The 20740-nt window shown below is 67.4% G+C and carries 21 protein-coding genes; 12 read left to right on the plus strand and 9 right to left on the minus strand.

Translation table 11 applies throughout. From position 1 onward, the window contains the following. Positions 1-151: 151 nt before the first annotated feature. On the minus strand, positions 152-547 hold the full coding sequence (gene rplS / locus IED13_RS08020) for a 50S ribosomal protein L19 (RefSeq protein ID WP_133562892.1): 396 nt from the start codon (positions 545-547) through the stop codon (positions 152-154). Positions 548-756: 209 nt separating this feature from the next. Between rplS and IED13_RS08025 the strand changes: the two genes are divergently transcribed. Then, positions 757-1545, plus strand: coding sequence for an SDR family NAD(P)-dependent oxidoreductase (locus IED13_RS08025; RefSeq protein WP_191123864.1), 789 nt, complete (start codon positions 757-759; stop codon positions 1543-1545). A gap of 82 nt (positions 1546-1627) precedes the next feature. Here IED13_RS08025 and IED13_RS08030 read toward each other — a convergent pair whose 3' ends face one another. Then, a complete protein-coding gene (locus tag IED13_RS08030; protein WP_038360135.1) occupies positions 1628-2002 on the minus strand; it encodes a VOC family protein in 375 nt (124 codons plus the stop codon). A 118-nt stretch (positions 2003-2120) separates the two neighbouring features. Beyond that, the gene (locus IED13_RS08035) at positions 2121-2582 is read right to left on the minus strand and encodes an SRPBCC family protein (protein ID WP_191123865.1); all 462 of its coding nucleotides are present in this window, start codon (positions 2580-2582) and stop codon (positions 2121-2123) included. A gap of 60 nt (positions 2583-2642) precedes the next feature. Here IED13_RS08035 and IED13_RS08040 point away from each other — a divergent pair, with 60 nt between their 5' ends. From IED13_RS08040 to IED13_RS08060, 5 genes are all read left to right on the plus strand, one after another. Further along, on the plus strand, positions 2643-3020 hold the full coding sequence (locus IED13_RS08040) for an ArsR/SmtB family transcription factor (RefSeq protein WP_191123866.1): 378 nt from the start codon (positions 2643-2645) through the stop codon (positions 3018-3020). A gap of 130 nt (positions 3021-3150) precedes the next feature. Beyond that, entirely contained in the window at positions 3151-4413 is a 1263-nt protein-coding gene (locus tag IED13_RS08045; RefSeq protein ID WP_191123867.1) for an alkyl sulfatase dimerization domain-containing protein, read from the plus strand. Between the two features lie 269 nt (positions 4414-4682). Continuing rightward, on the plus strand, positions 4683-6767 hold the full coding sequence (locus IED13_RS08050; protein ID WP_051987521.1) for an elongation factor G: 2085 nt from the start codon (positions 4683-4685) through the stop codon (positions 6765-6767). Between the two features lie 333 nt (positions 6768-7100). Continuing rightward, entirely contained in the window at positions 7101-8816 is a 1716-nt protein-coding gene (locus IED13_RS08055; RefSeq protein WP_113252580.1) for an AMP-binding protein, read from the plus strand. A 103-nt stretch (positions 8817-8919) separates the two neighbouring features. Further along, positions 8920-10071 (plus strand): sulfite oxidase, encoded by a 1152-nt coding sequence (locus tag IED13_RS08060; RefSeq protein WP_191123868.1) that lies wholly within the window; start codon positions 8920-8922, stop codon positions 10069-10071. Positions 10072-10194: 123 nt separating this feature from the next. On the opposite strand, the gene mtaB is transcribed toward IED13_RS08060, so the two are convergent. Together mtaB and dapF are read right to left on the minus strand one after the other, a co-directional pair. After that, entirely contained in the window at positions 10195-11517 is a 1323-nt protein-coding gene (mtaB, locus tag IED13_RS08065) for a tRNA (N(6)-L-threonylcarbamoyladenosine(37)-C(2))-methylthiotransferase MtaB (RefSeq protein WP_191123869.1), read from the minus strand. Positions 11518-11566: 49 nt separating this feature from the next. Beyond that, positions 11567-12451, minus strand: coding sequence for a diaminopimelate epimerase (gene dapF / locus IED13_RS08070; RefSeq protein ID WP_191123870.1), 885 nt, complete (start codon positions 12449-12451; stop codon positions 11567-11569). 139 nt (positions 12452-12590) lie between these two features. On the opposite strand from dapF, the gene IED13_RS08075 reads away from it, so the two are divergent. Continuing rightward, positions 12591-13475, plus strand: a complete 885-nt coding sequence (locus IED13_RS08075; protein ID WP_248312515.1) for a GyrI-like domain-containing protein — start codon at positions 12591-12593, stop codon at positions 13473-13475. Between the two features lie 9 nt (positions 13476-13484). Here the strand turns inward: IED13_RS08075 and IED13_RS08080 are convergent, their stop codons facing one another. The 4 genes from IED13_RS08080 to IED13_RS08095 form a co-directional block, all read right to left on the minus strand. Continuing rightward, positions 13485-14543 (minus strand): MBL fold metallo-hydrolase, encoded by a 1059-nt coding sequence (locus IED13_RS08080; RefSeq protein ID WP_191123871.1) that lies wholly within the window; start codon positions 14541-14543, stop codon positions 13485-13487. Between the two features lie 77 nt (positions 14544-14620). Next, positions 14621-15247, minus strand: a complete 627-nt coding sequence (locus tag IED13_RS08085; protein ID WP_191123872.1) for a LysE family translocator — start codon at positions 15245-15247, stop codon at positions 14621-14623. A gap of 56 nt (positions 15248-15303) precedes the next feature. Next, positions 15304-15729: a hypothetical protein gene (locus IED13_RS08090; protein ID WP_133562911.1), complete on the minus strand. Its 426-nt coding sequence runs from the start codon at positions 15727-15729 to the stop codon at positions 15304-15306. 35 nt (positions 15730-15764) lie between these two features. Next, positions 15765-16319 (minus strand): CAP domain-containing protein, encoded by a 555-nt coding sequence (locus IED13_RS08095; RefSeq protein WP_133562913.1) that lies wholly within the window; start codon positions 16317-16319, stop codon positions 15765-15767. Between the two features lie 324 nt (positions 16320-16643). Between IED13_RS08095 and ffh the strand changes: the two genes are divergently transcribed. The 5 genes from ffh (at position 16644) to trmD (ending at position 20723) form a co-directional block, all read left to right on the plus strand. Next, a complete protein-coding gene (gene ffh, locus IED13_RS08100; protein ID WP_191123873.1) occupies positions 16644-18215 on the plus strand; it encodes a signal recognition particle protein in 1572 nt (523 codons plus the stop codon). A 48-nt stretch (positions 18216-18263) separates the two neighbouring features. Continuing rightward, positions 18264-18635, plus strand: a complete 372-nt coding sequence (gene rpsP, locus IED13_RS08105; protein ID WP_038359098.1) for a 30S ribosomal protein S16 — start codon at positions 18264-18266, stop codon at positions 18633-18635. A 154-nt stretch (positions 18636-18789) separates the two neighbouring features. Then, entirely contained in the window at positions 18790-19338 is a 549-nt protein-coding gene (gene rimM / locus IED13_RS08110; RefSeq protein ID WP_248312495.1) for a ribosome maturation factor RimM, read from the plus strand. Continuing rightward, positions 19322-19996 (plus strand): HAD family hydrolase, encoded by a 675-nt coding sequence (locus tag IED13_RS08115; RefSeq protein ID WP_191123875.1) that lies wholly within the window; start codon positions 19322-19324, stop codon positions 19994-19996. Before rimM ends, IED13_RS08115 begins: the two co-directional genes overlap by 17 nt. A gap of 4 nt (positions 19997-20000) precedes the next feature. Continuing rightward, positions 20001-20723, plus strand: a complete 723-nt coding sequence (gene trmD / locus IED13_RS08120; RefSeq protein ID WP_191123876.1) for a tRNA (guanosine(37)-N1)-methyltransferase TrmD — start codon at positions 20001-20003, stop codon at positions 20721-20723. The last annotated feature ends 17 nt before the right edge of the window (positions 20724-20740 follow it).

The raw sequence follows: 20740 nt of genomic DNA on the forward strand, positions 1-20740 counted from the left end.
TCAAATGAAAATTATATGCGCCGATATGCGTTTATTGCATTCGACTGAGCGGCCATCATTCCGGGTGCCCCTGCGCCACGAAGCGTTGCGCGCAACAAAAAAACGCGGCCCCGAAGGACCGCGTTCCTGAATTCTCGAAGGGGGCCGCGGCTTACTTGCCGGCGGCCTTGCCACCCTTGGCGGGGCGGGCCTCGACGCGCTCGGCGATGCGGGCCGACTTGCCGCGGCGATCGCGCAGGTAATAGAGCTTGGCGCGACGCACCTTGCCCTTACGGATGACCTTGATGGAATCGAGGTTCGGCGAGAAGAGCGGGAAAACGCGCTCGACACCTTCGCCATAGGAAATCTTGCGGACGGTGAAGCTCTGGTTGAGGCCGCCGCCGTTGCGGGCGATCACGACGCCCTCATAGGCCTGGACGCGGCTACGCTCGCCTTCCTTGACCTTGACGTTGACCTGCACGGTGTCGCCGGGCTGGAAGGGCGGGATCTCGCGACCTTCGCTCAGCTTGGCAATCTGCTCGGCATCGATCTGCTCGATGATGTTCATGGGTCTCTCCATGGCCGTATTCGCGCGGAAGCGCGGGCTTTCGGCTCGCTGTTTTCAGTTGAGTGCGGGGCCATACAGGAGAGTCCGGCATTTGTCGAGCGGGAATGCCGGCAAGGCGCATGCGGGCCGGCGATCTTGCGGCCAGGGCTTCGCGAAGCATAGCTTCCGGGCGCCATTTCCCGATCACGTCCCATTGTCCGGATACCCGCATGATCAGCACAGTTTCCAAGGTCGCCCTCGTCACCGGGGCCGCGCGCGGCATCGGGCTGGCGACGGCGAAGCGCTTTCTCGCAGATGGCTGGCGCATCGGTCTGCTCGACATCGACGGGGCCGGGCTGGAGCGAGCCGTGGCGGAGATCGGCAAGCCGGAGGAGACGCTGGCGCTGACCTGCGACATCGCCGAGCCGCGGCAGGTCGCGGCAGCCTTCGACACGCTTGTAGCGCGCTTCGGGCGGCTCGACGCGCTGGTCAACAACGCCGGCACCGCCGTGTTCAAGCCGCTGCTGGAGACGACGCATGAGGAGTGGCAGCGCGTGCTCGCGGTCAACCTCACCGGGCCCTTCCTGGCGACGCAGCTCGCGGCCCCGCTGATGGCCGACCGGGGTGGCGGCGCCATCGTCAACATCACCTCGATCTCGGGCCTGCGCGCCTCGACGCTGCGCGTCGCCTACGGCACCTCCAAGGCCGCGCTGGCGCATCTGACGAAGCAGCAGGCGGTCGAACTGTCGAGCCTCGGCATTCGCGTCAACGCGGTCGCGCCGGGTCCGGTCGAGACGGCGATGGCGAAGGCCGTGCACAGCCCGGAGATCCGCGCGGACTATCGCGACGCCGTCCCGCTCGGCCGCTACGGGCTGGAGGAGGAGTTGGCGGAGTCGATCTTCTTCCTGTGCTCGGACAAGGCGAGCTACATCACCGGGCAGGTGCTGGCGGTCGATGGCGGGTTCGACGCGGCCGGTATCGGGTTGGCGACGCTGCGGGGTGAGCGGCGGAATTTATAGAGGGGGCGGTTTCTACCCATCCGCTTGCCGGCGGGTTTCCCGAAAAGCGGGATGATCTTCGCAGCGGCTGTTGCCGGTTGTGTTACTTCGTCGGCTGAGTGCGCGCGGTGAGCTTGTTTCCGTCGGGATCGCGAAGGTAGGCGACGAAGGCTCCATTCGGGCGCTCGCTGGGTGGGCTCTCGATCGACGTTCCGCCATGGGCGGTGCCGGCATCATGCCATGCGAGAACATGGTCACGGCTCGCCGCGGCGATACCGATTGTCCCACCGTTGGCCGCCGTCGCTGGCTTGCCGTCGATCGGCTTCGTGATCATCAGCCGACCGCCGTCGTGGACATAGATCAGCCTGCCTCTGGCATCGATCTCGCCGGGCTCGCCTCCCAACGCGGCGAATGTGGCGTCGTAGAACTCTCTCGCCCGCTCCAGGTCGTTGCTGCCGATCATGACGTGAGTGAACATCGTTTTGTCTCCAAAGAGGGCCGGTGCGAGATCATCGAGCGCGAAGAGGGCGGCTGCCCGCGCATAAAAGGTCGGTGATCGTCAGCTGCACTGTACGGCCTTTGAGCCGCACCGCCCCCTACTTGTAGAACCCCTCGCGCAGGTTGAAGCCGTGCTCAAGCCAGACTTTCATCGCGCAGAGCATGCCCGTCCAGCCCTCGCAATTGCCGTAGGAGGCCTTCAGCCCCTCCTGTGTCCGTGACCAGCCCTGTTCCGATATCCGGACGAGCGTGCGGCCGTCTTCGAGCGGCTCGAAGGTCATCGTGACGGTGGTCTCGCGGCTGGCGGCGGGGTCGGGCGTCGTCTCGGCCGAGCCCCAGCGCAGGACGATGCGCCTGTCCGTCTCCACCTCCACGACATGGACCGGGAAGGCGCCTGGGAAGTCGTGAAAATCCCAGGTGACGACCGCTCCGGTCTCGAGCCGCCCCTTCGCGCCGCCGGTCGTGAAGAAATGGGAGAGGTGGTCGGGATTGACCACTGCCTCGAAAACCTCGCCGACCGGCTTCGCGATGCGCCCGGCGACCGAAAATTTCAGATCCATCTGCGGTTCCATCGACGCCCTCCCATTGCTGCCGGGATTATTATGTTATAGATTTATAACATGTCAACGGACGACGCAGACGACGCTCTCTTCAAGGCGCTGGGCCATCGTGCACGGCGGCGGATTCTGGATGCGCTGAAGGCGGGCCCCCGCACGACGGGGATGCTGTGCGAGCTTATGCCGGAACTCGATCGCTGCACCGTGATGCAGCATCTGAAGGTGCTGGAGGAGGCGGGTCTTGTAATCGTCGAGCGGCGCGGGCGCGAGCGCTGGAACCATCTCGACGCGCTGCCGATCCACGGGATTCACGAGCGCTGGATCGGTCCCTATGCGGCCTATGCGGCGGCCATGCTGAGCCGCCTCAAGCGGATGAGCGAAGGCGAGGTGGGCGCCCCGACGCATGAACCGACGGGCACGAAGGAAACGGGGGACGCCTAGCGGCGCTCTAGATGCGCGCTCGCCGGCCGGTCGCGCCTCCGCTGACGCCGGGTGTCAGCACATCGCCGGCAGCGGCTTTCGGCTGGCGGCAGCCATGCTAAGCCTGTCGTGACGCGTGGAGAGTTCACCGATGGCTTCAGACCCCTTGTTCGAGCGCCTGTGGAACGGCAGCGCGCCCATGGAGGAATGGACGGCCGCGGTTTCCGATGGCGCCATCACCGCCGTTGCGGACGGCATCATCACGGTCCACACCACCTATTTCTGCGGCAGCGTCACCGCGATCCGCACCATGGAAGGGCTGGTCCTGATCGACACCGCCAAGCCGGATACGGCGCAGCGGACGCTGGAGGTGATCCGGAGCTGGGATGACAGCCCGATCCATACGGTGATCTTCACCCATGGCCATATCGACCATACCAGCGGCATCGCCGTCATCGATGCGGAGGCCGATGCGCGGGGCGTCCCACGCCCCCGGATCGTCGCCCATCGCAATGTCCGCCGGCGGATGGAGCGCTACGTGGCCTCGCACGGCTTCAACAGCATCGTGCAGGGCCAGCAGTTCAACAAGCCCGGCTATGTCTACCCCATCGGCCAGCGGCAGCCGGACGAGGTCTATGACGAGACGCTGTCGCTCACGATCGGCGGCGAGCGGCTCGAACTCTTCCATGGGCGAGGTGAGACGGACGATGCCAGCTTCGTCTGGCTGCCGGAGCGGCGCGTCCTGGCGAGCGGCGACTTCGTGATCTGGGTGTTCCCGAATGCCGGAAATCCGCGCAAGGTCCAGCGCTATGCCGCCGAATGGGCCGTCGCGCTCCGGCACATGGAGCAGCTCAGGCCCGCCATCCTGATCCCCGGCCACGGACCGGTCGTCTTCGGCGAGGCGCGGGCGTTGCAGATGCTGCGCGACGGTGCGGAAGCGCTCGAGCATCTCGTGCGCGAGACGCTGGCACTGATGAACCGGGGCGCCACGCTCGACGCGGTGCTGCATGCGGTGAAGGTGCCGGCGGAATATCTCGCGAAGCCTTATCTGCTGGCGAAATACGACGATCCGGAATTCCTCGTCCGCAACATCTATCATTTCTATGCCGGCTGGTTCGATGGCGACCCGGCGCATCTCAAGCCGGCGCGCACCGCCGAGATCGCCACCGAGCTCGCCCGGTTGGCGGGCGGGGCGGAGAAGCTGGCCGAGCGGGCGGCCATCCTGTCGGAGCAGGGAGCGTCCCGGCTCGCCGTGCAACTCGCCGAGCTTGCCGGTGCGGCAGCGCCCGACGCTCCCCGCATCCAGGCCATTCGCGCCAGCGTCCTGCAGAAGGCCATCGACGGCGAGAGCTCGCTGATGGGAAAGGCCTTTCTCTCGGTCTACCAGCGCCAGGCGCAGGAGCGGGCCGGCTGAGCCCCGTCGTCCCGGCGGCGAGGGGCGCTTCCTCGCGCTGCCTGCCGGCTCCGCTGCGGTGCGGCACATAATCTCCTTGCAGCCGATCGTGAACGGCGCGAACCTGCCTCGACATGCCTCTTCGACGGCCGCTCGGCCCGCTCGGGCCGGTGCGACCGCCGCCTGACCGGTGCTGCGGGCTCTTCCGTCCCGACGCGCCGGCCTCCATCCGCGTCGATGAGAGGCCAAAGGCCTTTCGTCCTCGTGGGTCCAACCCGAAGGAGGACGTCATGGCTGCACAGAACGGCAAGGGAGACGCGGCATCCGGCACCCGACGCGCGGGGCCACGATGCATCGCGATCGTCGGCCCCTTCCAGAGCGGCAAGACCACGCTGCTCGAAAGCATCCTGATGCGATGCGGCGCGCTTTCCCGCACCGGCTCGGTCAAGGCCGGCAACAGCGTCGGCGATGCCTCGCCCGAGGCGCGGGCTCACCAGATGAGCGTCGAGCCCAATGTCGCGAGCGTCGAATTCCTCGGCGACCAGTTTCAATTCATCGACTGTCCCGGCTCGGTCGAGTTCCTGCACGAGATGCGCCATGTCCTGCCGGCGGTCGACGCGGCCGTGGTGGTCTGCGAGGCGGATGACCGCAAGGCGCCGGCGCTGGAGCTCGTGCTGCGCGAGCTCGAGGAGGCCGACATCCCCCGCTTCCTCTTCCTGAACAAGATCGACACGGCCTCGCGCCGGGTGCGCGAGACGCTCGCCATCCTGCAGCGGGCCTCGCGCACGCCCTTGCTGCTGCGCCAGATCCCGATCTGGCAGAAGGGCATCGCCATCGGCTTCATCGACCTCGCGCTGGAGCGGGCCTTCATCTATCGCGAGCACGCGCCCAGCGAGATCGTTCCGATCGACCCCGACGAGAGCGGCCGCGAGAAGGATGCGCGCTTCTCGATGCTGGAGAAGCTCGCCGATTACGACGACGAATTGATGGAGGAGCTGCTCGGCGACATGGAGCCGCCGCGCGATCGCATCTTTGACGATCTCGCCCGCGAATTGCAGCACCGCCATGTCGTGCCGGTGCTGATTGGCGCGGCCGAGCGCGGCAATGGCGTGACGCGGCTCCTGAAGGCGCTGAGGCATGAGGCCCCGACGCTCAGCGAGACGCGCGGGCGGGTCGGCATCGTCGAGAACGGGCCGCCATTGGCGCAGGTGATGAAGAGCTGGCATGCGGGGCAGGGTGGCAAGGTTTCGCTCGCCCGGGTCATGCGCGGGCGGCTGGCCGAGGGCGACGTCGTCACCTCTTCCGCCGGCGTCGAGGCGCGCATTGCCGGCATCGTCTCCCTGAAAGGCAGCGAGCAGAGCCGCAAGCCCGCCGCAGAGGAGGGCGAGGTCGCCGGCTTCGCCAAGCTCGACGGCATCGGTACGGGCGAGGCCTTCATGCTCGGCAAGCAGCGTGCCGGCGTGGTCAGCGCGGTCGCCCCGCCCGAGCCGGTGCATACGCTCGCGATCGCGGTCAAGGACCGCAAGGACGATGTCCGGCTCGCCGCCGCGCTGCAGAAGATCGCGGAAGAGGATACCGCGCTCCTCGTCACCCAGGTGCCGGAACTGAGCGAGACGCGGCTTTCGGGCCAGGGTGAGATGCATCTGCGCGTCACGTTGGAGAAGCTCGCCGGCCGCTACGGCGTGAATGTCGTAAGCCGGCCACCGCAGGTCGGCTATCGCGAGACCATCCGCGGCCAGGCCGGTGCGCGCGGGCGCCATCGCAAGCAAAGCGGCGGCCATGGCCAGTACGGCGATGTCGTGATCGAGATCGCGGGGCTGCCGCGCGGGGAAGGCATCCGCTTCATCGACAAGATCACCGGCGGGGTGGTGCCGCGCCAGTATATCGGCTCGGTCGAGGCGGGCATGCGCGACTATTGCGAGAAGGGGCCGCTCGGCTTCCCGGTGGTCGATCTCGCGGTCACGCTGACGGACGGCTCCTATCACACCGTCGATTCCTCCGACATGGCCTTCCGCCAGGCGGCCCGACTGGCGATGAGCGAGGCCATGCCGCAGGCCAGGCCCGTGCTGCTGGAGCCGATCCTCTCCATCGAGGTGGTGATCCCGTCCGAGGCGATGTCGCGTGCCTCGGCGCTGATCTCGGCCCGGCGCGGGCAGATCCTCGGCTACGACACCCGCCCCGGCTGGCGCGGCTGGGACCAGATCAACGCCCTCGTCCCGGAAGCGGAGATGCCGGGGTTGATCGTCGAACTGCGCTCGGCGACCTCCGGCGTCGGTTCCTTCAGCGCGCGCTTCGACCATCTGGCGGAGCTCGCCGGCAAGCCGGCCGAAGCGGTGGTCTCGGCCCAGGCACTGGCGGCGGCGCAGGCGCGCTAGAGCCGGATGATGTCAGATGGAAACACATGGTGATCCCATCTGACATCTGAATCCGTCTCTCATCAAAGAGACAGAGCAGGATTCTCGCGAAAAAGCCGGCTCCTGCTTTTTCGCATCCTGCTCTAGACGGACCTCTTACGACGATAGTCTCGGCGGAACTCGCTCTGCCAGGGCTTGCCTCGCCATCTCGCGAAAGGTTTATATCTAAACAATTCGTGGGGTGGCGAGAGGTCGCGCTTGCGCGTCGGGCCGCCGTTCCGCACTCTATGGTCGTGAAAAAGCGCGCCGGAGGCTTTGCGCGAGCAAGCTGAGCCGGCCGAGAGGGAGGAGACCATGACTGCGATCGGCGTCGCGCAGCCCATGCAGGGTGCGCGTCCGTGGCTTGCGCATTATCCGCCGGCCGTCCCGGAAACGCTCGACGAGGCGAAGATCGGGACATTGGCGGATCTGATACGCTCGTCCTGCGCGACCTATGCCAATCGCCCGGCCTTCGAGAGCTTCGGCAAGACGATCACCTTCGCCGAGACCCTGCGCGCGGCGGAGGCCTTCGCGGGCTGGCTTCAGGCGAGGGGGCTTCAGAAGGGTGACCGCGTCGCGCTGATGATGCCGAACATCATGGCCTATCCGGCGATGATCTTCGGGACGCTGCTCGGCGGCTTCACCGTCGTCAACGTCAACCCGCTCTATACGGCGCGCGAACTCACCCACCAGGTCAACGATGCGGGTGCGCGCATCCTCGTGGTGATCGAGAACTTCGCCCATGTCGTCGAGGAGGCGAAGGCGAACCTGAAGCTCGACGCCATCGTCATCGCCACGGCCGGCGATTTGATGGGCTTCAAGGGCAGGATCGTCAATTTCGTCGCCCGCCGCATCAAGAAGGTGGTGAAGCCCTTCAATCTGCCGGGCGCCGTCGAGCTCCGGCATATCCTGCAGACGGTGGAGGGAATGGAGCCCGTCGCCATCGTTCCGGAAGACGTCGCCTTCCTGCAATACACCGGCGGCACGACCGGGGTCGCCAAGGGCGCGACGCTGACGCATCGCAACGTCGCCGCCAATGTTCAGCAGGCCGGATTCTGGCTCGAATGGACGCTCGAGCCGCCGCAAGGGCGGGGCGAATACCAGCACGTCATGGTGACGGCGCTGCCGCTCTACCACATCTTCGCGCTGACCTGCTGCTGCATGTTCCTGCTCCGGATCGGCGCCAAGAGCCTGCTGATCGCCAATCCGCGCGATATTCCCGGCTTCATCAAGACGCTGAAGGCGAGCCGGTTCACGCTCATTTCCGGTGTCAACACGCTCTACAACGCGCTCGCCAACCATCCCGAGATCGGCACCGTGAATTTCGGCGAGCTGCGCTTTGCCGTGGCCGGCGGCATGGCGACCCAGGCCGCCGTCGCCAAGCACTGGAAGGAGGTCACGGGCAAGCCGATCATCGAGGGCTACGGGCTTTCCGAAACCTCGCCGGTCGCCACCATCAACCGGCCGGACATCCAGGAGTTCTCCGGCACGATCGGCTATCCCATTCCCTCGACCGATGTCGCGGTCCGCGACGCCGACGGCAACGACATGCCGCCCGGGGAGCCCGGCGAGATCTGCATCCGCGGGCCGCAGGTGATGCGGGGCTACTGGAACCGCCCCGACGAGACCGCCAAGGCGATGACGGAGGACGGCTATTTCCGCTCCGGCGACATCGGCGTGATGCTGCCCGACGGCCAGTTCAAGATCGTCGACCGGATGAAGGACATGGTCCTCGTCTCGGGCTTCAACGTCTATCCGAACGAGGTCGAGGATGTGCTTGCGGCGCATCCCGGCGTGCTGGAGGCGGCGGTAATCGGCCTGCCGGACGAGCATTCCGGCGAGGTCGTCGCGGCCTTCGTCGTGCGCAAGGACCAGACGCTCACGGCCGACGCGCTGCGCGCCTACTGCAAGGAGAATCTCACCGGCTACAAGGTGCCCAGGCAGATCTTCTTCCGTGAAACCCTGCCCAAGACCAATGTCGGCAAGGTCTTGCGCCGGGCCCTGCGCGAGGAAATCGTCGCCAAGGGGTGAGTGCTTGCGGCGTCCGGGAAGCTGCCAAGCGCCGCCGGGCAGTCGACAGAGGACGGAACAGCGTGTTGTCTGTCCGGCCGCTGTCGCCGGAGACCGTTCTCGCTTGCCACGCCGCCTTATCGAACTGCCCTTGCTGCGCCGGCTGAAGCCGGGGCTCTACGTCCATGACGAGGAGGCCCTGAACGCCGAGCCGGCGCTCGATCTCCTCGACGAGGCGATCACGCCAGTCAGCGCCTTCTTCATCCGCAACAATGGCGAGCTTCCGGACATCGCCGATGAAGGCTCGTGGACGCTGGCGATCGACGGCGAGGTCGAGCGTCCGGCCGTCTGGACGCTTCCGGCGCTGCGGGAGGCTTTCGAGACGGTCACCGAGACTGCCGTGCTGGAATGCGCCGGCAACGGCCGCGCCCAATTCTCGCCCGCGACCGACGGGCTGCCATGGCGGCTCGGCGCGGTCGGCTGCGCGCGCTGGAGCGGGGTCAGGCTCGCCGATGTGCTGAACCATGCGGGCGTGAGGCCGGGCGCCGTCTATACCGCCCATTTCGCGCCCGACCGGCAGATCGGCAAGCCGGAGAAGGAGGCTCTGTCGCGCGGCCTGCCGATCGCCAAGGCGCTGGCACCGGAGACGCTGATCGCCTTCGCCATGAACGATGAGCCCCTGCCGCGCCTGCATGGCGGGCCGCTGCGCATCGTCGCGCCGGGCTATCCCGGCTCGGCCTGGCAGAAATGGCTGAACCGCATCAGCCTGCGGACGCAGGAACATGATGGCGAGAAGATGCGCGGCACGGATTACCGCCTGCCGATCCATGCGCTGCGGCCGGGCGAGCTGCTCGATCCCACCCATTTCGCCGTGATCACCGACATGCCGGTGAAGTCGCTGATCACCCGCCCGACGAATGGCTTCATCGTGGCGGCGGGCGAGATGGTCGCGGTCGCCGGCTTCGCCTGGAGCGGCGCCATTCCGCTTGCCGCAGTCGAGCTCTCCTGCGACGGCGGAAGCCGTTGGGACGATATCGCGCTGGCACCGGGCGAGAGCCCCTTCGCCTGGCGTCGTTTCGAGACCCGTCTGCCGGCCGTGGCGCCGGGGCCGCTCACGATCATGGCCCGCGCCCGGGATACGGCCGGGAATTGTCAGCCGCTCGAACCGCCGTGGAATCCGCGCGGTTACTGCAACAATCAGGTGCAGCGTGTCAGCGGGACGGTTAGGGCGCGCGATGCGAGGGGTTTGCGCGAGGAATTTTCTCGGGGCATTTGAACCTTTTACGGCGCGGGCGCGTCTAACCCCTCGAGTCTGCCGCTGCCGGCACGGCTCTGCCGCCTCGGTCACTCCCTCCTCCCATCGGCGACCGAGGCGGCTATTTCTCTTTGTTTCGGCTCTTCAGGCGGCCAGCAAGGCACGGCCGTCGCTGGCATGGCCGGTGACCGAGACGATCCGCCCCGCCTCGATCTCGCTTGCGAACCGGACGAGCGTGAAATCCTCGGCGCGGCCGGTCTTGCCGCGCTCGGTCAGCACCGAGAGCGCCCGGCCCATCCGGGCCGCGAGGTGCCGCTGCTGAGCCGTCGCGGCGGCCGCACGCAGCCTCGATGCCCGCTCCGTCACGATCTCGCCCGGCAGTTGCGGCATGCGCGCGGCCGGCGTTTCGGGCCTCGCCGAATAAGGAAAGACATGGACGAAGCTGAGCCCGCATTCCTCGATGAGGGACAGCGAGCGGGCGAACATCGCCTCATCCTCTGTCGGGAAGCCGGCGATGAGGTCGGCGCCGAAGACGATGTTGGGGCGCAGGCGCCGCATCTCGTCACAGAAGCGGATCGCGTCTTCGCGGCCGTGGCGGCGCTTCATGCGCTTGAGGATGAGGTCGTCGCCATGCTGCAGCGACAGGTGCAGATGCGGCATCAATCGCGCTTCCGTGGCGATGAGATCGCGCAGGGCATCGTCGACCTCGACCGCATCGATCGAGGAGAGGCGCAGCCGCCCAAGCTCCGGGATTTCGCGTAGGATGTCCGTGGCGAGCGTGCCGAGCGTCGGTTCGCCGGGCAGGTCGCGGCCATAGCTGGTGAGATCGACGCCGGTCAGGACGATCTCGCGCGCGCCGGCCTCGACGAGCCGCCGGCACTGGGCAAGGACATGGCCCGCCGGCAGCGAGCGCGAATGGCCCCGGCCGAAGGGGATGACGCAGAAGGTGCAGCGATGGTCGCAGCCGTTCTGCACCTGCACGAAACCGCGCGTATGCCCGGCGAAGCGGCCCGTCGGCGCCGCGCGCATGGTCGCATGGGCCATGATGTCGCCCACTGCGAGCTTGTCGGCAGGCAAGGCCTGCTCGCCGCCGAGGCTGTTGGAACGGGCAAGCGCCTCCCAGCTCTCCGGCCGCAGCTTCTCGTCATTGCCGAGGACGCGGTCGGCCTCGGGCATGGCGGCAAAGCGGGCCGGCTCGATCTGCGCGGCGCAGCCGGTGACGATGACGGGCCGGTCTGGCTGCTCGCGCTTGAGGCGGCGGATGGCCTGACGGGCCTGCCGGGTCGCCTCGGCGGTGACGGCGCAGGAGTTGACGATCGCGGCGTGTTTCAGCCCGGCGGCTTCCGCCTGGAGCCTGAGCGCCTCGCTTTCGACGATGTTGAGGCGGCAGCCGAAGGTAACGACCTCCAGAGCATTTCCCCGTTTCTCCGAAACGGGGAAATGCTCTGATCCTTTGTCTTCTCGCATTTTCTTCACGCGAACCGGTGTCCACTTCGCTCAAAAATGCTTTGGCCCTTCAGGCCGCGCTCTCGAACAGGGATGGATCGAGTGTGCCTTCCCACTCAAATTCGGCCGCGCCCGTCATCAGGACGTGGCCATCGCTCTCGCGCCATTCGATGGTGAGATCGCCGCCCGGCAGGCTGACCACGGCCTTGCGGGCTGATAGCTCACGGCGCACTGCGGCGACCAGCGCCGCGCAGGCGCCCGAGCCGCAGGCCTGGGTGATGCCGGCGCCGCGCTCCCAGACACGCAGCACGATATGGTCGGGCGCCTTGACGGCGGCGAGCTCGATATTGGCGCGGTCGGGGAAGATCGGGTGGTTCTCGAGCAATGGGCCGATCTGCGCGAGATTGTAGGCATAGGGGTCCTCGACGAAGAAGACCGCATGGGGATTGCCCATATTGACGGCGCAGGGCGTGTGCAGGATCGGGTCGTCGATCGGGCCGATCTGCAATTCGAAGCGGCTGGTATCCTCGAAGGGCTCGGCGAGCGGGATCTCGTCCCAGGCGAGGCGCGGGGCGCCCATATCGACGGTGAAGATCGTCTCGCTCTCGCGCCTGACCGGCAGCAGGCCGGCCTTGGTCTGCAGGGTCAGGCTGGTCCTGGCGGGGTCGCCCATCCCGGGGTCAGCGACCATCGCCCAGGCGACGCAGCGCGTGCCGTTGCCGCAGGCGCCGGCCTCGGAGCCGTCGATGTTGTAGATGCGGACGAAGGCGTCGGTGCCCGCGACCTGCGGATCGTGCAGCACCATGAGCTGGTCGAAGCGGGCGCGCGGCTCGGCGGCGATGGCGCGCGCGTCGTCGGCACTCACCAGGAGCCTGGTGCCGCGCAGGTCGAGCACGGTGATCTGGTTGCCGAGCCCGTTCATCTTCAGGAACCGGCGATTGGCCAGAGCGTTCATTTGGTCACACGTCCCATGAATAACGGGTCTATGACGGAGGCGACGTGAAAAAGCCACCCTCGTCCCCGTTCCTGAGAGAAGGTGGACATTCTATGCTGCGCTGCAAGGGCGCGAATCGCGAGAAGCTAGGGCCGTGACGATGCGGTATTTCCGGATTTGTGTTCTGGCCTGCACCGGCATGGCCGGTGCCGTGTCGATGGCCTTCGCCCAGGCGACGGTTGCTCCGCCTTCTGCGATCCAGTCGGTGCCGCTTGCCCCGCCGCCCGGCGCGACCCCGGTACAGGTGCCGTCGGCCCCCAATCAGGGCCCGCCCGCAGCGGTTCCCGATTCGCAGCCCTCTCCGCAGCCGGTCCAGCCCGCGCCGCCGCCGCCCTTTCCGGTGACGCCGCAGCCGGTGCAGCCCGCGCCGACGCCACAGCTTCCGCTGGAGCCGCAGCCGGTGCAGCCGCCGCCGACCCTGCCGGCGCCGGGCCAACCGCTGCCGCCCGTCCCGCAGCAACAGCAGACCGGCGTGCCCGACCCGAATTCCACGCTGGCCGGCAAAGGCTCCGATACGAGCGATGTCGCGGAGGTGACGCTCTCGCCCAAGCCCGTGCTTCTCCTGTCAGGGCAGGCGACATGGGACCAGGGCTTCCAGAAGCTCTCCGACAGCTTCAAGGCGTTGAGGGCCGAGGCGCAGAAGGCGGGGCTCACCGCCGCCGGCCGGCCGCTGACGCTCTTCGTCGAAACGACGGATGAAGGCTTCCGTTTCGATGCGATGCTGCCGGTCGCGATCCCGCCGGGCGGTCAGGCGCCTTCGCTCGGCGCCGATTTCAAGATGTCGACCTCGCCCGCCGGGGCGGCGCTGCGCTTCCTGCATCAGGCGCCCTATGACGACATCGATTCCACCTATGAGACGATCACCGCCTATCTGGAGGCGAAGAGCATCGTCGTGAAGGACGCCTTCCTCGAGGAATATGTCAGCGATCTCAATGATCCGGGCGATCCGAATCTCGAGATCAACGTCTACGTCCAGCCGAAATAAGGCGGGGCGTCACGCGCTCCAGCTCAGGCCCGGCCGCATCGGCCGGAAACGCTCTTCCGGCAAGCCAGCGGCAGCCAGCGCCGCCTTCAGCGCCTCGGGCGGGCGCTCGACGCCCTCGTCGGTGAGCTGGAAGGTACCCCAGTGGTGGCCGATGGCCTGTTCGGCGCGAAGCGCCTGCATGACCTTCACCGCCTCTTCCGGGTTCATGTGGTTGTCCGACATGAACCAGCGCGGCTCATAGGCGCCGATCGGCAGCACGGCGAGGCTGAACGGGCCATGGTCACGGCCGAGCCGCTCATAGAGCGAGCCGTCATGATAGCCGGTATCGCCGACATGGAAGAGCTTCGTGCCGCCGGTTTCGAGGATGAAGGAGCACCACAGCGCCATGCGCCGGTCGAAGGCGCCGCGCGCCGACCAGTGATAGGTCGGCACCAGCGTGACGGCGATGGCGTCGGAGAGCTGCAACCGGTCGTCCCAGTCATGCGCCTCGGTGCGGGCATCGGGGATGCGGGCCCTGACGATGGTGTCGTTGCCGAGCGGCATGATCATCCGCGGCCGGTCGCGATGGTGGATCCGCGCCAGCGTCTCGATATCGAGATGGTCGTAATGATTGTGGGTGATCAGGACCGCGTCGATCTTCGGCAGGTCGTCGAAGGCGACGCCGGGCGCGTTGACGCGCTTCGGCCCGAGGAAGGTGAAAGGGCTCGCGCGCTCCGAATAGATCGGGTCGATCAGCAGGTTGAGGCCTGCGATCTGGTAGAGAAAGGAGGCGTGGCCGAGATGGACGATGCGCACGCCACCGACCCGCGCCGGCGGCTTGTCCTGCGCAGGCGCGGCGTATTGCGGCGGGAAGGCTTCGCGCTCGCGCTTGCCGGTCTGCCAGCGCAGCACGTCCATCAGCCCTTTGCTGACCGTGCGGCCGTCGCTGAAAAGGAGGCCGTCGAAATGGTCGCTGACGGGCCCTTGGTAATAGGGGTTGCGTGAGCGGGAGATCGCGGCCCAGGCCGCGCCGGTCGAGGCCAGCAAGGCACCGAGACCGAGGAAGGAGAGGAGTTTGCGGCGGTTCATGGCCCGGTAGAAGTAGGCGGTCGTGACGTTCGATCAAGACCGCCTGCGGCAACAGGGCTTCCGAAAGGCGATGGCCGTCAGTTGCTGCCGGAGCGGATCGCCACCGTCGCGACGCCGGCGCCGACCAGCAGCGTGCCGCCGGCCTTGTTGAACAGGCCGATGGCGCGCGGATTGCTCACCACGGCGCGAGCCCGGGAGGCGATCAGCGCGTAGCCCATGGCGTTGGCGAAGGCGAGGCCGATGAAGGTCGTCTCGAAGATCAGCATCTGCGTCCAGAAATCGCCCTTGGTGTCGAGGAACTGGGGGAGGAAGGCGACGAAGAAGGTGATGCTCTTCGGGTTCAGCGCCGTCACCAGCCAGGCATGGCCGAGCATCTTCCAGGCAGGGGCGGCATCCTCGCGCGGCTTGGCATCCAGCGTGCCGCCGGCGCGGAAGAGCTTGATTCCCAGCCAGATCAGGTAGGCCGCGCCGATCCATTTCAGCGCGGTGAAGATCATGGCTGATGTTGCGAGCAGGGCGCCGACGCCGAGCATCGAAAGGGTCATGGCGGTGAAGTCGCCCAGCGCGACGCCGACCGCGATCGGGAAGGCCGTGCGCCAGCCCTGGCCGAGCGCATAGGAGATGACGAGCAGGATCGTCGGCCCGGGGATGACGAGGAGGACGGCGGTGGCGGCGGCGAAGGCGGCCCAGGCTTCGAAGGTCATGATGATGGCTCCCTGAAAACCAGAGCCATCACCAGAAGCGGGTGCTTGTAAAGAGGTCAGCCGCGAGCGGCGTCGACAAAGTTGCAGAAGCCGCGGCGGACCTCGCCCTCATGGCCGATCTGGCCTGCCTGGACAGTGAAAACGAGATCGAGGCGGGTGGCGCCGCCGCTCTTGCGGGCGGTGATGCGCAGCGATTGCAGGCGGCCCGAGCCGGCTCCGTCCTGAAGGGCGGTGAGCGTGTTGGTCGCCTTGTCGACGCGGATCCCGCCAAAACCTTCGGCGGACACGGCGCGGGCGGCGCCATTAATGGCCTTGGCCGGCGGGCTCTTGACGAGGTCCCAGGTGCGGTAAGTGATCTCCGACAGCATCGGCACGCCGGCGCTGGTGAAATTGGTGGAGCAGGGCTGCGCCTGGGCTCCGTTCAGGCCGGCAAAGGCGGCGGACACGGCGATGACACAAGGTATCAGGAGGCGGGTAGGCATCGTTGCGCTCGCAATCGATTAAGGGACGCCCTCCGTTACCGAGGTTGCGGCATCCTGTCACCGTAACCCAAGGTTACGCGCGGCTCCGGTTCGGCTGCGACGACCAGCACCCACCAGGCGCGGTAGCTGGTGCGCGGATCCTTGGAGAGCGCGATGCCGTAGCGCGTCGCCTCCTTCATCCGCAGATTGGCGTCGTGACCGGGGGATTTGCGCCAGCCCTCGAAAGCCTCCTCGACGGAGAAGTAGCCCCCGCCGAGATTTTCCGCGACGCGGGCGGAATCGAGGCCTGCTGCCTCGACGCGCCCGCCGAAGCTGCCGCCGGCGTCATGGGAGAGGGCGTTCTTCGCGACCATGGCGTCGGCCTGGCGCTGGGCCATCGCCATCAATCGCGGATCGGGCCGGACGGGTCCGAGGCCGAGGCCGGCGCGATAGGCGTTAAGGATGCGCCCTGCCTGCGCCGGATCGAGGGAGACGGCGTTGAGCCGCTCGACCATGCGGGGATCGAGCGGACCTTCGCGGCGGGGCTCGCCCGCGCAGCCGGCAAGGAGGAGGGTGAGGGCCAGCAGCGGCGGGGCGATCACGGTCTTCATGGGTTCGGCTCGATTGGGGGCGCGATGCGATGCCGTCAGATCAGGGCCATTCTGGGGCCGAACGCCATTATTCCCACGAGCGAGAGGTGGCCCGTGACGGCAAGATCGCCCACAACCTTGACTTTCGCCACATTCTTCCGCTTTAAGGGCGCCATCCGTTTCGCCGACATCGCCGAAACCACATCCGCCGACCGGGCCGCGCAAGCCGCTTCCATGAGCCCGGAGGTCAACGTCCGACAGCGCAGTTGCGCCCTCGGGCGCGAAACCGTTTGGCGATGAGGTTCCGGCTGTGACGGTTCCTTGAGGCAAAGCAGGCAGGTCCGCATGTTCGGCACGCTGAGCGAAAGACTCTCCGGCATCCTTTCGGGGCTGACCCGCCGGGGTTCGCTGACTGAGGAGGACGTCAACGCCGCGCTGCGCGAGGTTCGCCGCGCGCTGCTTGAGGCTGACGTCGCGCTCGAGGTCGTGCGTTCGTTTACCGACAAGGTGCGCGAGCGCGCCGTCGGCGCCGAGGTGCTGAAGTCGGTCACGCCCGGCCAGCAGGTCATCAAGATCGTCAACGACGTCCTGATCGACACGCTCGGCGGGGAGGGCGAGGTCATCGGCTTCGACGCCGTGCCGCCGGTGCCGATCCTGATGGTCGGTCTGCAGGGCTCCGGTAAAACCACCTCCACGGCCAAGATCGCCAAGCGCCTGACCGAGCGCAACAAGAAGAAGGTGCTGATGGCGTCGCTCGATACGCGACGCCCGGCCGCCATGGAACAGCTCGCCATTCTCGGCACTCAGGTCGGCGTGCAGACGCTGCCGATCGTCGCCGGCCAGTCGGCCGTGCAGATCGCCCGGCGCGCGGTCGAGGCGGCTCGCCTCGGCGGCTACGACGTCGTCATGCTCGACACCGCCGGCCGCGTCACGCTCGACGATACGCTGATGGAAGAGGTCGCGCAGGTGAAGGCCGCGACCAGCCCGCATGAGGTGCTGCTCGTAGCCGACGCGCTGACCGGCCAGGACGCGGTCAATACCGCCCGCGCCTTCGACGCCCGCGTCGGCCTCACCGGCATCGTGCTGACCCGCATGGACGGCGATTCGCGCGGTGGCGCTGCGCTCTCGATGCGCGCCGTCACCGGCAAGCCGATCAAGCTGGTCGGCACCGGCGAAAAGGTCGACGAACTCGACGATTTCCACCCCTCGCGCGTCGCCAACCGCATCCTCGGCATGGGCGACATCGTCTCGCTCGTCGAGAAGGCGGCGCAGACGGTCGATGCCGACAAGGCGCAGGCGCTGGCGCAGAGGCTGGCCAAGGGCAATTTCGACCTCGATGATTTGCGCATGCAGCTCCAGCAGATGGAGAAGATGGGCGGCTTCGGCGGCGTGATGGGCCTGCTGCCCGGCATGGCGCAGATGAAGAACCAGCTCGCCGCCGCCAAGGTCGACGACAAGATGATCGCCCGTCAGGTCGCGATCATCAATTCGATGACGCCGGCCGAGCGCCGGAATCCCGACCTGCTCAAGAACAGCCGCAAGAAGCGCATCGCCGCCGGCTCCGGCACCTCGCCGGAAGCGATCAACAAGCTGCTCAAGATGCATCGCGGCATGGCCGACATGATGAAGGCCATGAAGAAGCAGAAGGGCGGCATGCTCGGCAAGCTCGGCGGCATGTTCGGGCTCGGTGGGGGGCTTCCTGCCGGGATGCCCGATCCCTCCAAGATGGACCCGGCCCAGCTCGCGGAACTGCAGAAGCAGCTCGGCGCGGGCGGCGGCCTGCCGTCGCTGCCGCCGGGCGGTTTCCCTGGATTGCCGAAGGGCGTCACCCCGCCGGCCGGCATGATGCCGAAGCTGCCAGGCCTTGGCGGCGGCCTGCCGGGGCTGGGCGGCGGCCCGTTCGGCAAGAAGAAATAGCCTTTACCGTTCAACCCGACTTCAACGTTCAACCAAAGGAAGAAGACCATGTCCCTCAAGATCCGCCTGACCCGCGGCGGCGCCAAGAAGCGCCCCTATTACCGCATCGTCGTCGCTGACGCCCGTTCGCCGCGCGATGGCCGCTTCATCGAGAAGATCGGCTCCTACGATCCGATGAAGCCGAAAGATTCGGCCGAGCGCGTCGTGCTCGACCTCGAGAAGGTCCAGTCCTGGCTCGCCAAGGGCGCCCAGCCGACCGACCGCGTCCTGCGCTTCCTCGATGCCGCCGGCCTCGCCAAGCGCCCGGCTCGCAACAACCCGAACAAGGCCGTTCCGGGCGAGAAGGCCAAGGAGCGCGCTGCGGCCAAGGCCGAGAAGGCTGCCGCCCCGGCCGCCGAAGAAGCTTCCGCCGAGGCGTGAGCTTGACGCTGCACTGCCGTCATTCCGGGACGGGCCGCAGGCCCGGGCCCGGAAGCCATGAACACGTCGTTCATGACAAGGTGGCGGTGTGCTCCGGTCATCGTGGTGTTCATGGGTTCCGGGCTCGCAGCTTCGCTGCGCCCCGGAATGACGGATGATGGCTGGCACCGACAATCTCGTCCTGCTCGGTATCGTCGGCGCGCCGCATGGCGTGCGCGGCGAGGTCAGGATCAAGACCTTCACCGGCGATCCGCTCGCGATCGTCGATTATGGCCCGCTGACCGACGGCAAGGGCCGCAATTTCGAGATCATCGACATCCGCCCTGCCAAGGAGGTCGTCGTCGCCCGGCTCAAGGGCGTGGCCACGCGCGAGGCAGCCGAGGCGCTGAACGGCGTCGAGTTGTTCGTCTCGCGCGACAAGTTGCCGGCAGCCGAGGATGAGGACGAGTTCCTGCAGGCCGACCTCATCGGTTGCAGCGTTGTCGGGCCGGATGGCGTGCCGCTCGGCACCGTCTCCACCGTCGAGAATTACGGCGCGGGCGACCTGCTCGATATCGAGACGCCGGATGGGCGCTCCGTCCTGATGCCCTTCACCAAGGCCTTCGCGCCGCGCATCGACATCGCCGCGCGCCGCATCGAGGCCGAGCCGCCCGCAGGATTGTTCGAGCCCGACGATGGTCGCAGAGATGACGCCAAGCGATAAGCCCGCCCGCGCGCTGATCTTCGACATGGACGGCACCGTCGTCGACAACATGCGCTATCACGAGGCGGCATGGGGGCGACTCCTGACCGAGCACGGCCTGCCTTTCGACGCCGACAGCTTCTTCAAGAAGACCGCCGGCATGGCCTCGGCCGAAATCCTCGCACCCCTGTTCCCGGATGCCGATGCGGCGCGCATCGACGCGCTCGGGCACGACAAGGAAATCTATTACCGCGAGGATTACGCCCCGCATGTCGCGCCGATGGCCGGCTTGCTCGCGCTGATGGCACGGGCCGATGCCGCCAAAGTGCCGATGGCGCTCGCCACCGCCGCTCCTCCGGGCAATGTCGATCTGGTGCTCGACAAGCTGAAGCTGCGCGAGCGCTTCGTCACGGTCGTCTCTCCCTCGCAGGGCTTTCCCGGCAAGCCGAACCCGGACCTCTTCCTGGAGGCGGCGCGGCGCATGGGTGTTCCGGCGGCCGACTGCCTTGTTTTCGAGGATGCACCCAATGGCGTCGAGGCCGCGCGGCGGGCGGGCATGCGGGCTGTGGCGCTGCTCACCATGCTCGATGCCGAGGCTTTCGCGGCCTACGACAACCTGATCGCCTCGGCGCGCGATTTCACCGCGCTGGACGGGTTGCCCGCGCTGCGCTTTGCTTGACGGCATGCCCTTCCGCGCCTCGATCCTGACGCTCTATCCGGAGATGTTTCCCGGGCCGCTCGGCATCTCGCTGGCGGGCGAGGGGCTGCGCAAGGGGCTGTGGTCGCTCGACACCCACCAGATCCGCGAGCACGGCATCGGCCGGCATCGCAATGTCGACGACAATCCGGCCGGAGGCGGGGCCGGCATGGTGCTGCGCTGCGACGTGCTGGCGGCGGCCATCGATGCCGCCGTGCCGACCGATGATGAACGCCCGCGCCTGCTGATGTCGCCGCGCGGGCGGCCCTTGCAGCAGCGCCAGGTGCGCGAATGGGCTGACGGTCCCGGCCTCGTCATCGTCTGCGGGCGCTTCGAGGGCGTGGATGAGCGCGTCATCGAGGGGCGCAACCTGATCGAGGTCTCGATCGGCGACTACATCCTCTCCGGCGGCGAGATGGCGGCGCTGACGCTGCTCGATGCCTGTGTGCGCCTGATTCCGGGCGTGATGGGCAAGGAAGCCTCCGGCGAGGAGGAGAGTTTCGAGAACGGGTTGCTCGAATATCCGCACTACACGCGGCCGCGCGAATGGGAGGGCAGGGGCCTGCCCGAGGCGCTGCTGTCCGGTGACCATGCCCGCATAGCGAAATGGCGGCGCGAGCAGGCGGAGAGGATCACGCGCGAGCGGCGGCCGGATTTGCTCTCTCCTTCTCCGGCCCATCTCGGGCCTGCCCGAGATGGGAAAGCATAAGCGGAAGTCGGAAACAT

The sequence above is a fragment of the Allobosea spartocytisi genome, from assembly GCF_014764685.1.
GTDB classification, from domain to species: Bacteria; Pseudomonadota; Alphaproteobacteria; order Rhizobiales; family Beijerinckiaceae; genus Allobosea; species Allobosea spartocytisi.

Excerpts from the sequence above, each read along its gene's own strand:
- mtaB (WP_191123869.1), bottom strand. The coding sequence starts at position 11,517 with ATGCGAGAAGACAAAGGATCAGAGCATTTCCCCGTTTCGGAGAAACGG.
- IED13_RS08075 (WP_248312515.1), top strand. The coding sequence starts at position 12,591 with ATGCGGTATTTCCGGATTTGTGTTCTGGCCTGCACCGGCATGGCCGGT.
- trmD (WP_191123876.1), top strand. The coding sequence starts at position 20,001 with ATGCCCTTCCGCGCCTCGATCCTGACGCTCTATCCGGAGATGTTTCCC.
- dapF (WP_191123870.1), bottom strand. The coding sequence starts at position 12,451 with ATGAACGCTCTGGCCAATCGCCGGTTCCTGAAGATGAACGGGCTCGGC.
- IED13_RS08080 (WP_191123871.1), bottom strand. The coding sequence starts at position 14,543 with ATGAACCGCCGCAAACTCCTCTCCTTCCTCGGTCTCGGTGCCTTGCTG.
- IED13_RS08055 (WP_113252580.1), top strand. The coding sequence starts at position 7,101 with ATGACTGCGATCGGCGTCGCGCAGCCCATGCAGGGTGCGCGTCCGTGG.
- IED13_RS08025 (WP_191123864.1), top strand. The coding sequence starts at position 757 with ATGATCAGCACAGTTTCCAAGGTCGCCCTCGTCACCGGGGCCGCGCGC.
- IED13_RS08050 (WP_051987521.1), top strand. The coding sequence starts at position 4,683 with ATGGCTGCACAGAACGGCAAGGGAGACGCGGCATCCGGCACCCGACGC.
- IED13_RS08095 (WP_133562913.1), bottom strand. The coding sequence starts at position 16,319 with ATGAAGACCGTGATCGCCCCGCCGCTGCTGGCCCTCACCCTCCTCCTT.
- IED13_RS08035 (WP_191123865.1), bottom strand. The coding sequence starts at position 2,582 with ATGGATCTGAAATTTTCGGTCGCCGGGCGCATCGCGAAGCCGGTCGGC.
- ffh (WP_191123873.1), top strand. The coding sequence starts at position 16,644 with ATGTTCGGCACGCTGAGCGAAAGACTCTCCGGCATCCTTTCGGGGCTG.
- IED13_RS08030 (WP_038360135.1), bottom strand. The coding sequence starts at position 2,002 with ATGTTCACTCACGTCATGATCGGCAGCAACGACCTGGAGCGGGCGAGA.
- IED13_RS08045 (WP_191123867.1), top strand. The coding sequence starts at position 3,151 with ATGGCTTCAGACCCCTTGTTCGAGCGCCTGTGGAACGGCAGCGCGCCC.
- rimM (WP_248312495.1), top strand. The coding sequence starts at position 18,790 with ATGATGGCTGGCACCGACAATCTCGTCCTGCTCGGTATCGTCGGCGCG.
- IED13_RS08040 (WP_191123866.1), top strand. The coding sequence starts at position 2,643 with ATGTCAACGGACGACGCAGACGACGCTCTCTTCAAGGCGCTGGGCCAT.
- rplS (WP_133562892.1), bottom strand. The coding sequence starts at position 547 with ATGAACATCATCGAGCAGATCGATGCCGAGCAGATTGCCAAGCTGAGC.
- IED13_RS08085 (WP_191123872.1), bottom strand. The coding sequence starts at position 15,247 with ATGACCTTCGAAGCCTGGGCCGCCTTCGCCGCCGCCACCGCCGTCCTC.
- IED13_RS08115 (WP_191123875.1), top strand. The coding sequence starts at position 19,322 with ATGACGCCAAGCGATAAGCCCGCCCGCGCGCTGATCTTCGACATGGAC.
- IED13_RS08090 (WP_133562911.1), bottom strand. The coding sequence starts at position 15,729 with ATGCCTACCCGCCTCCTGATACCTTGTGTCATCGCCGTGTCCGCCGCC.
- rpsP (WP_038359098.1), top strand. The coding sequence starts at position 18,264 with ATGTCCCTCAAGATCCGCCTGACCCGCGGCGGCGCCAAGAAGCGCCCC.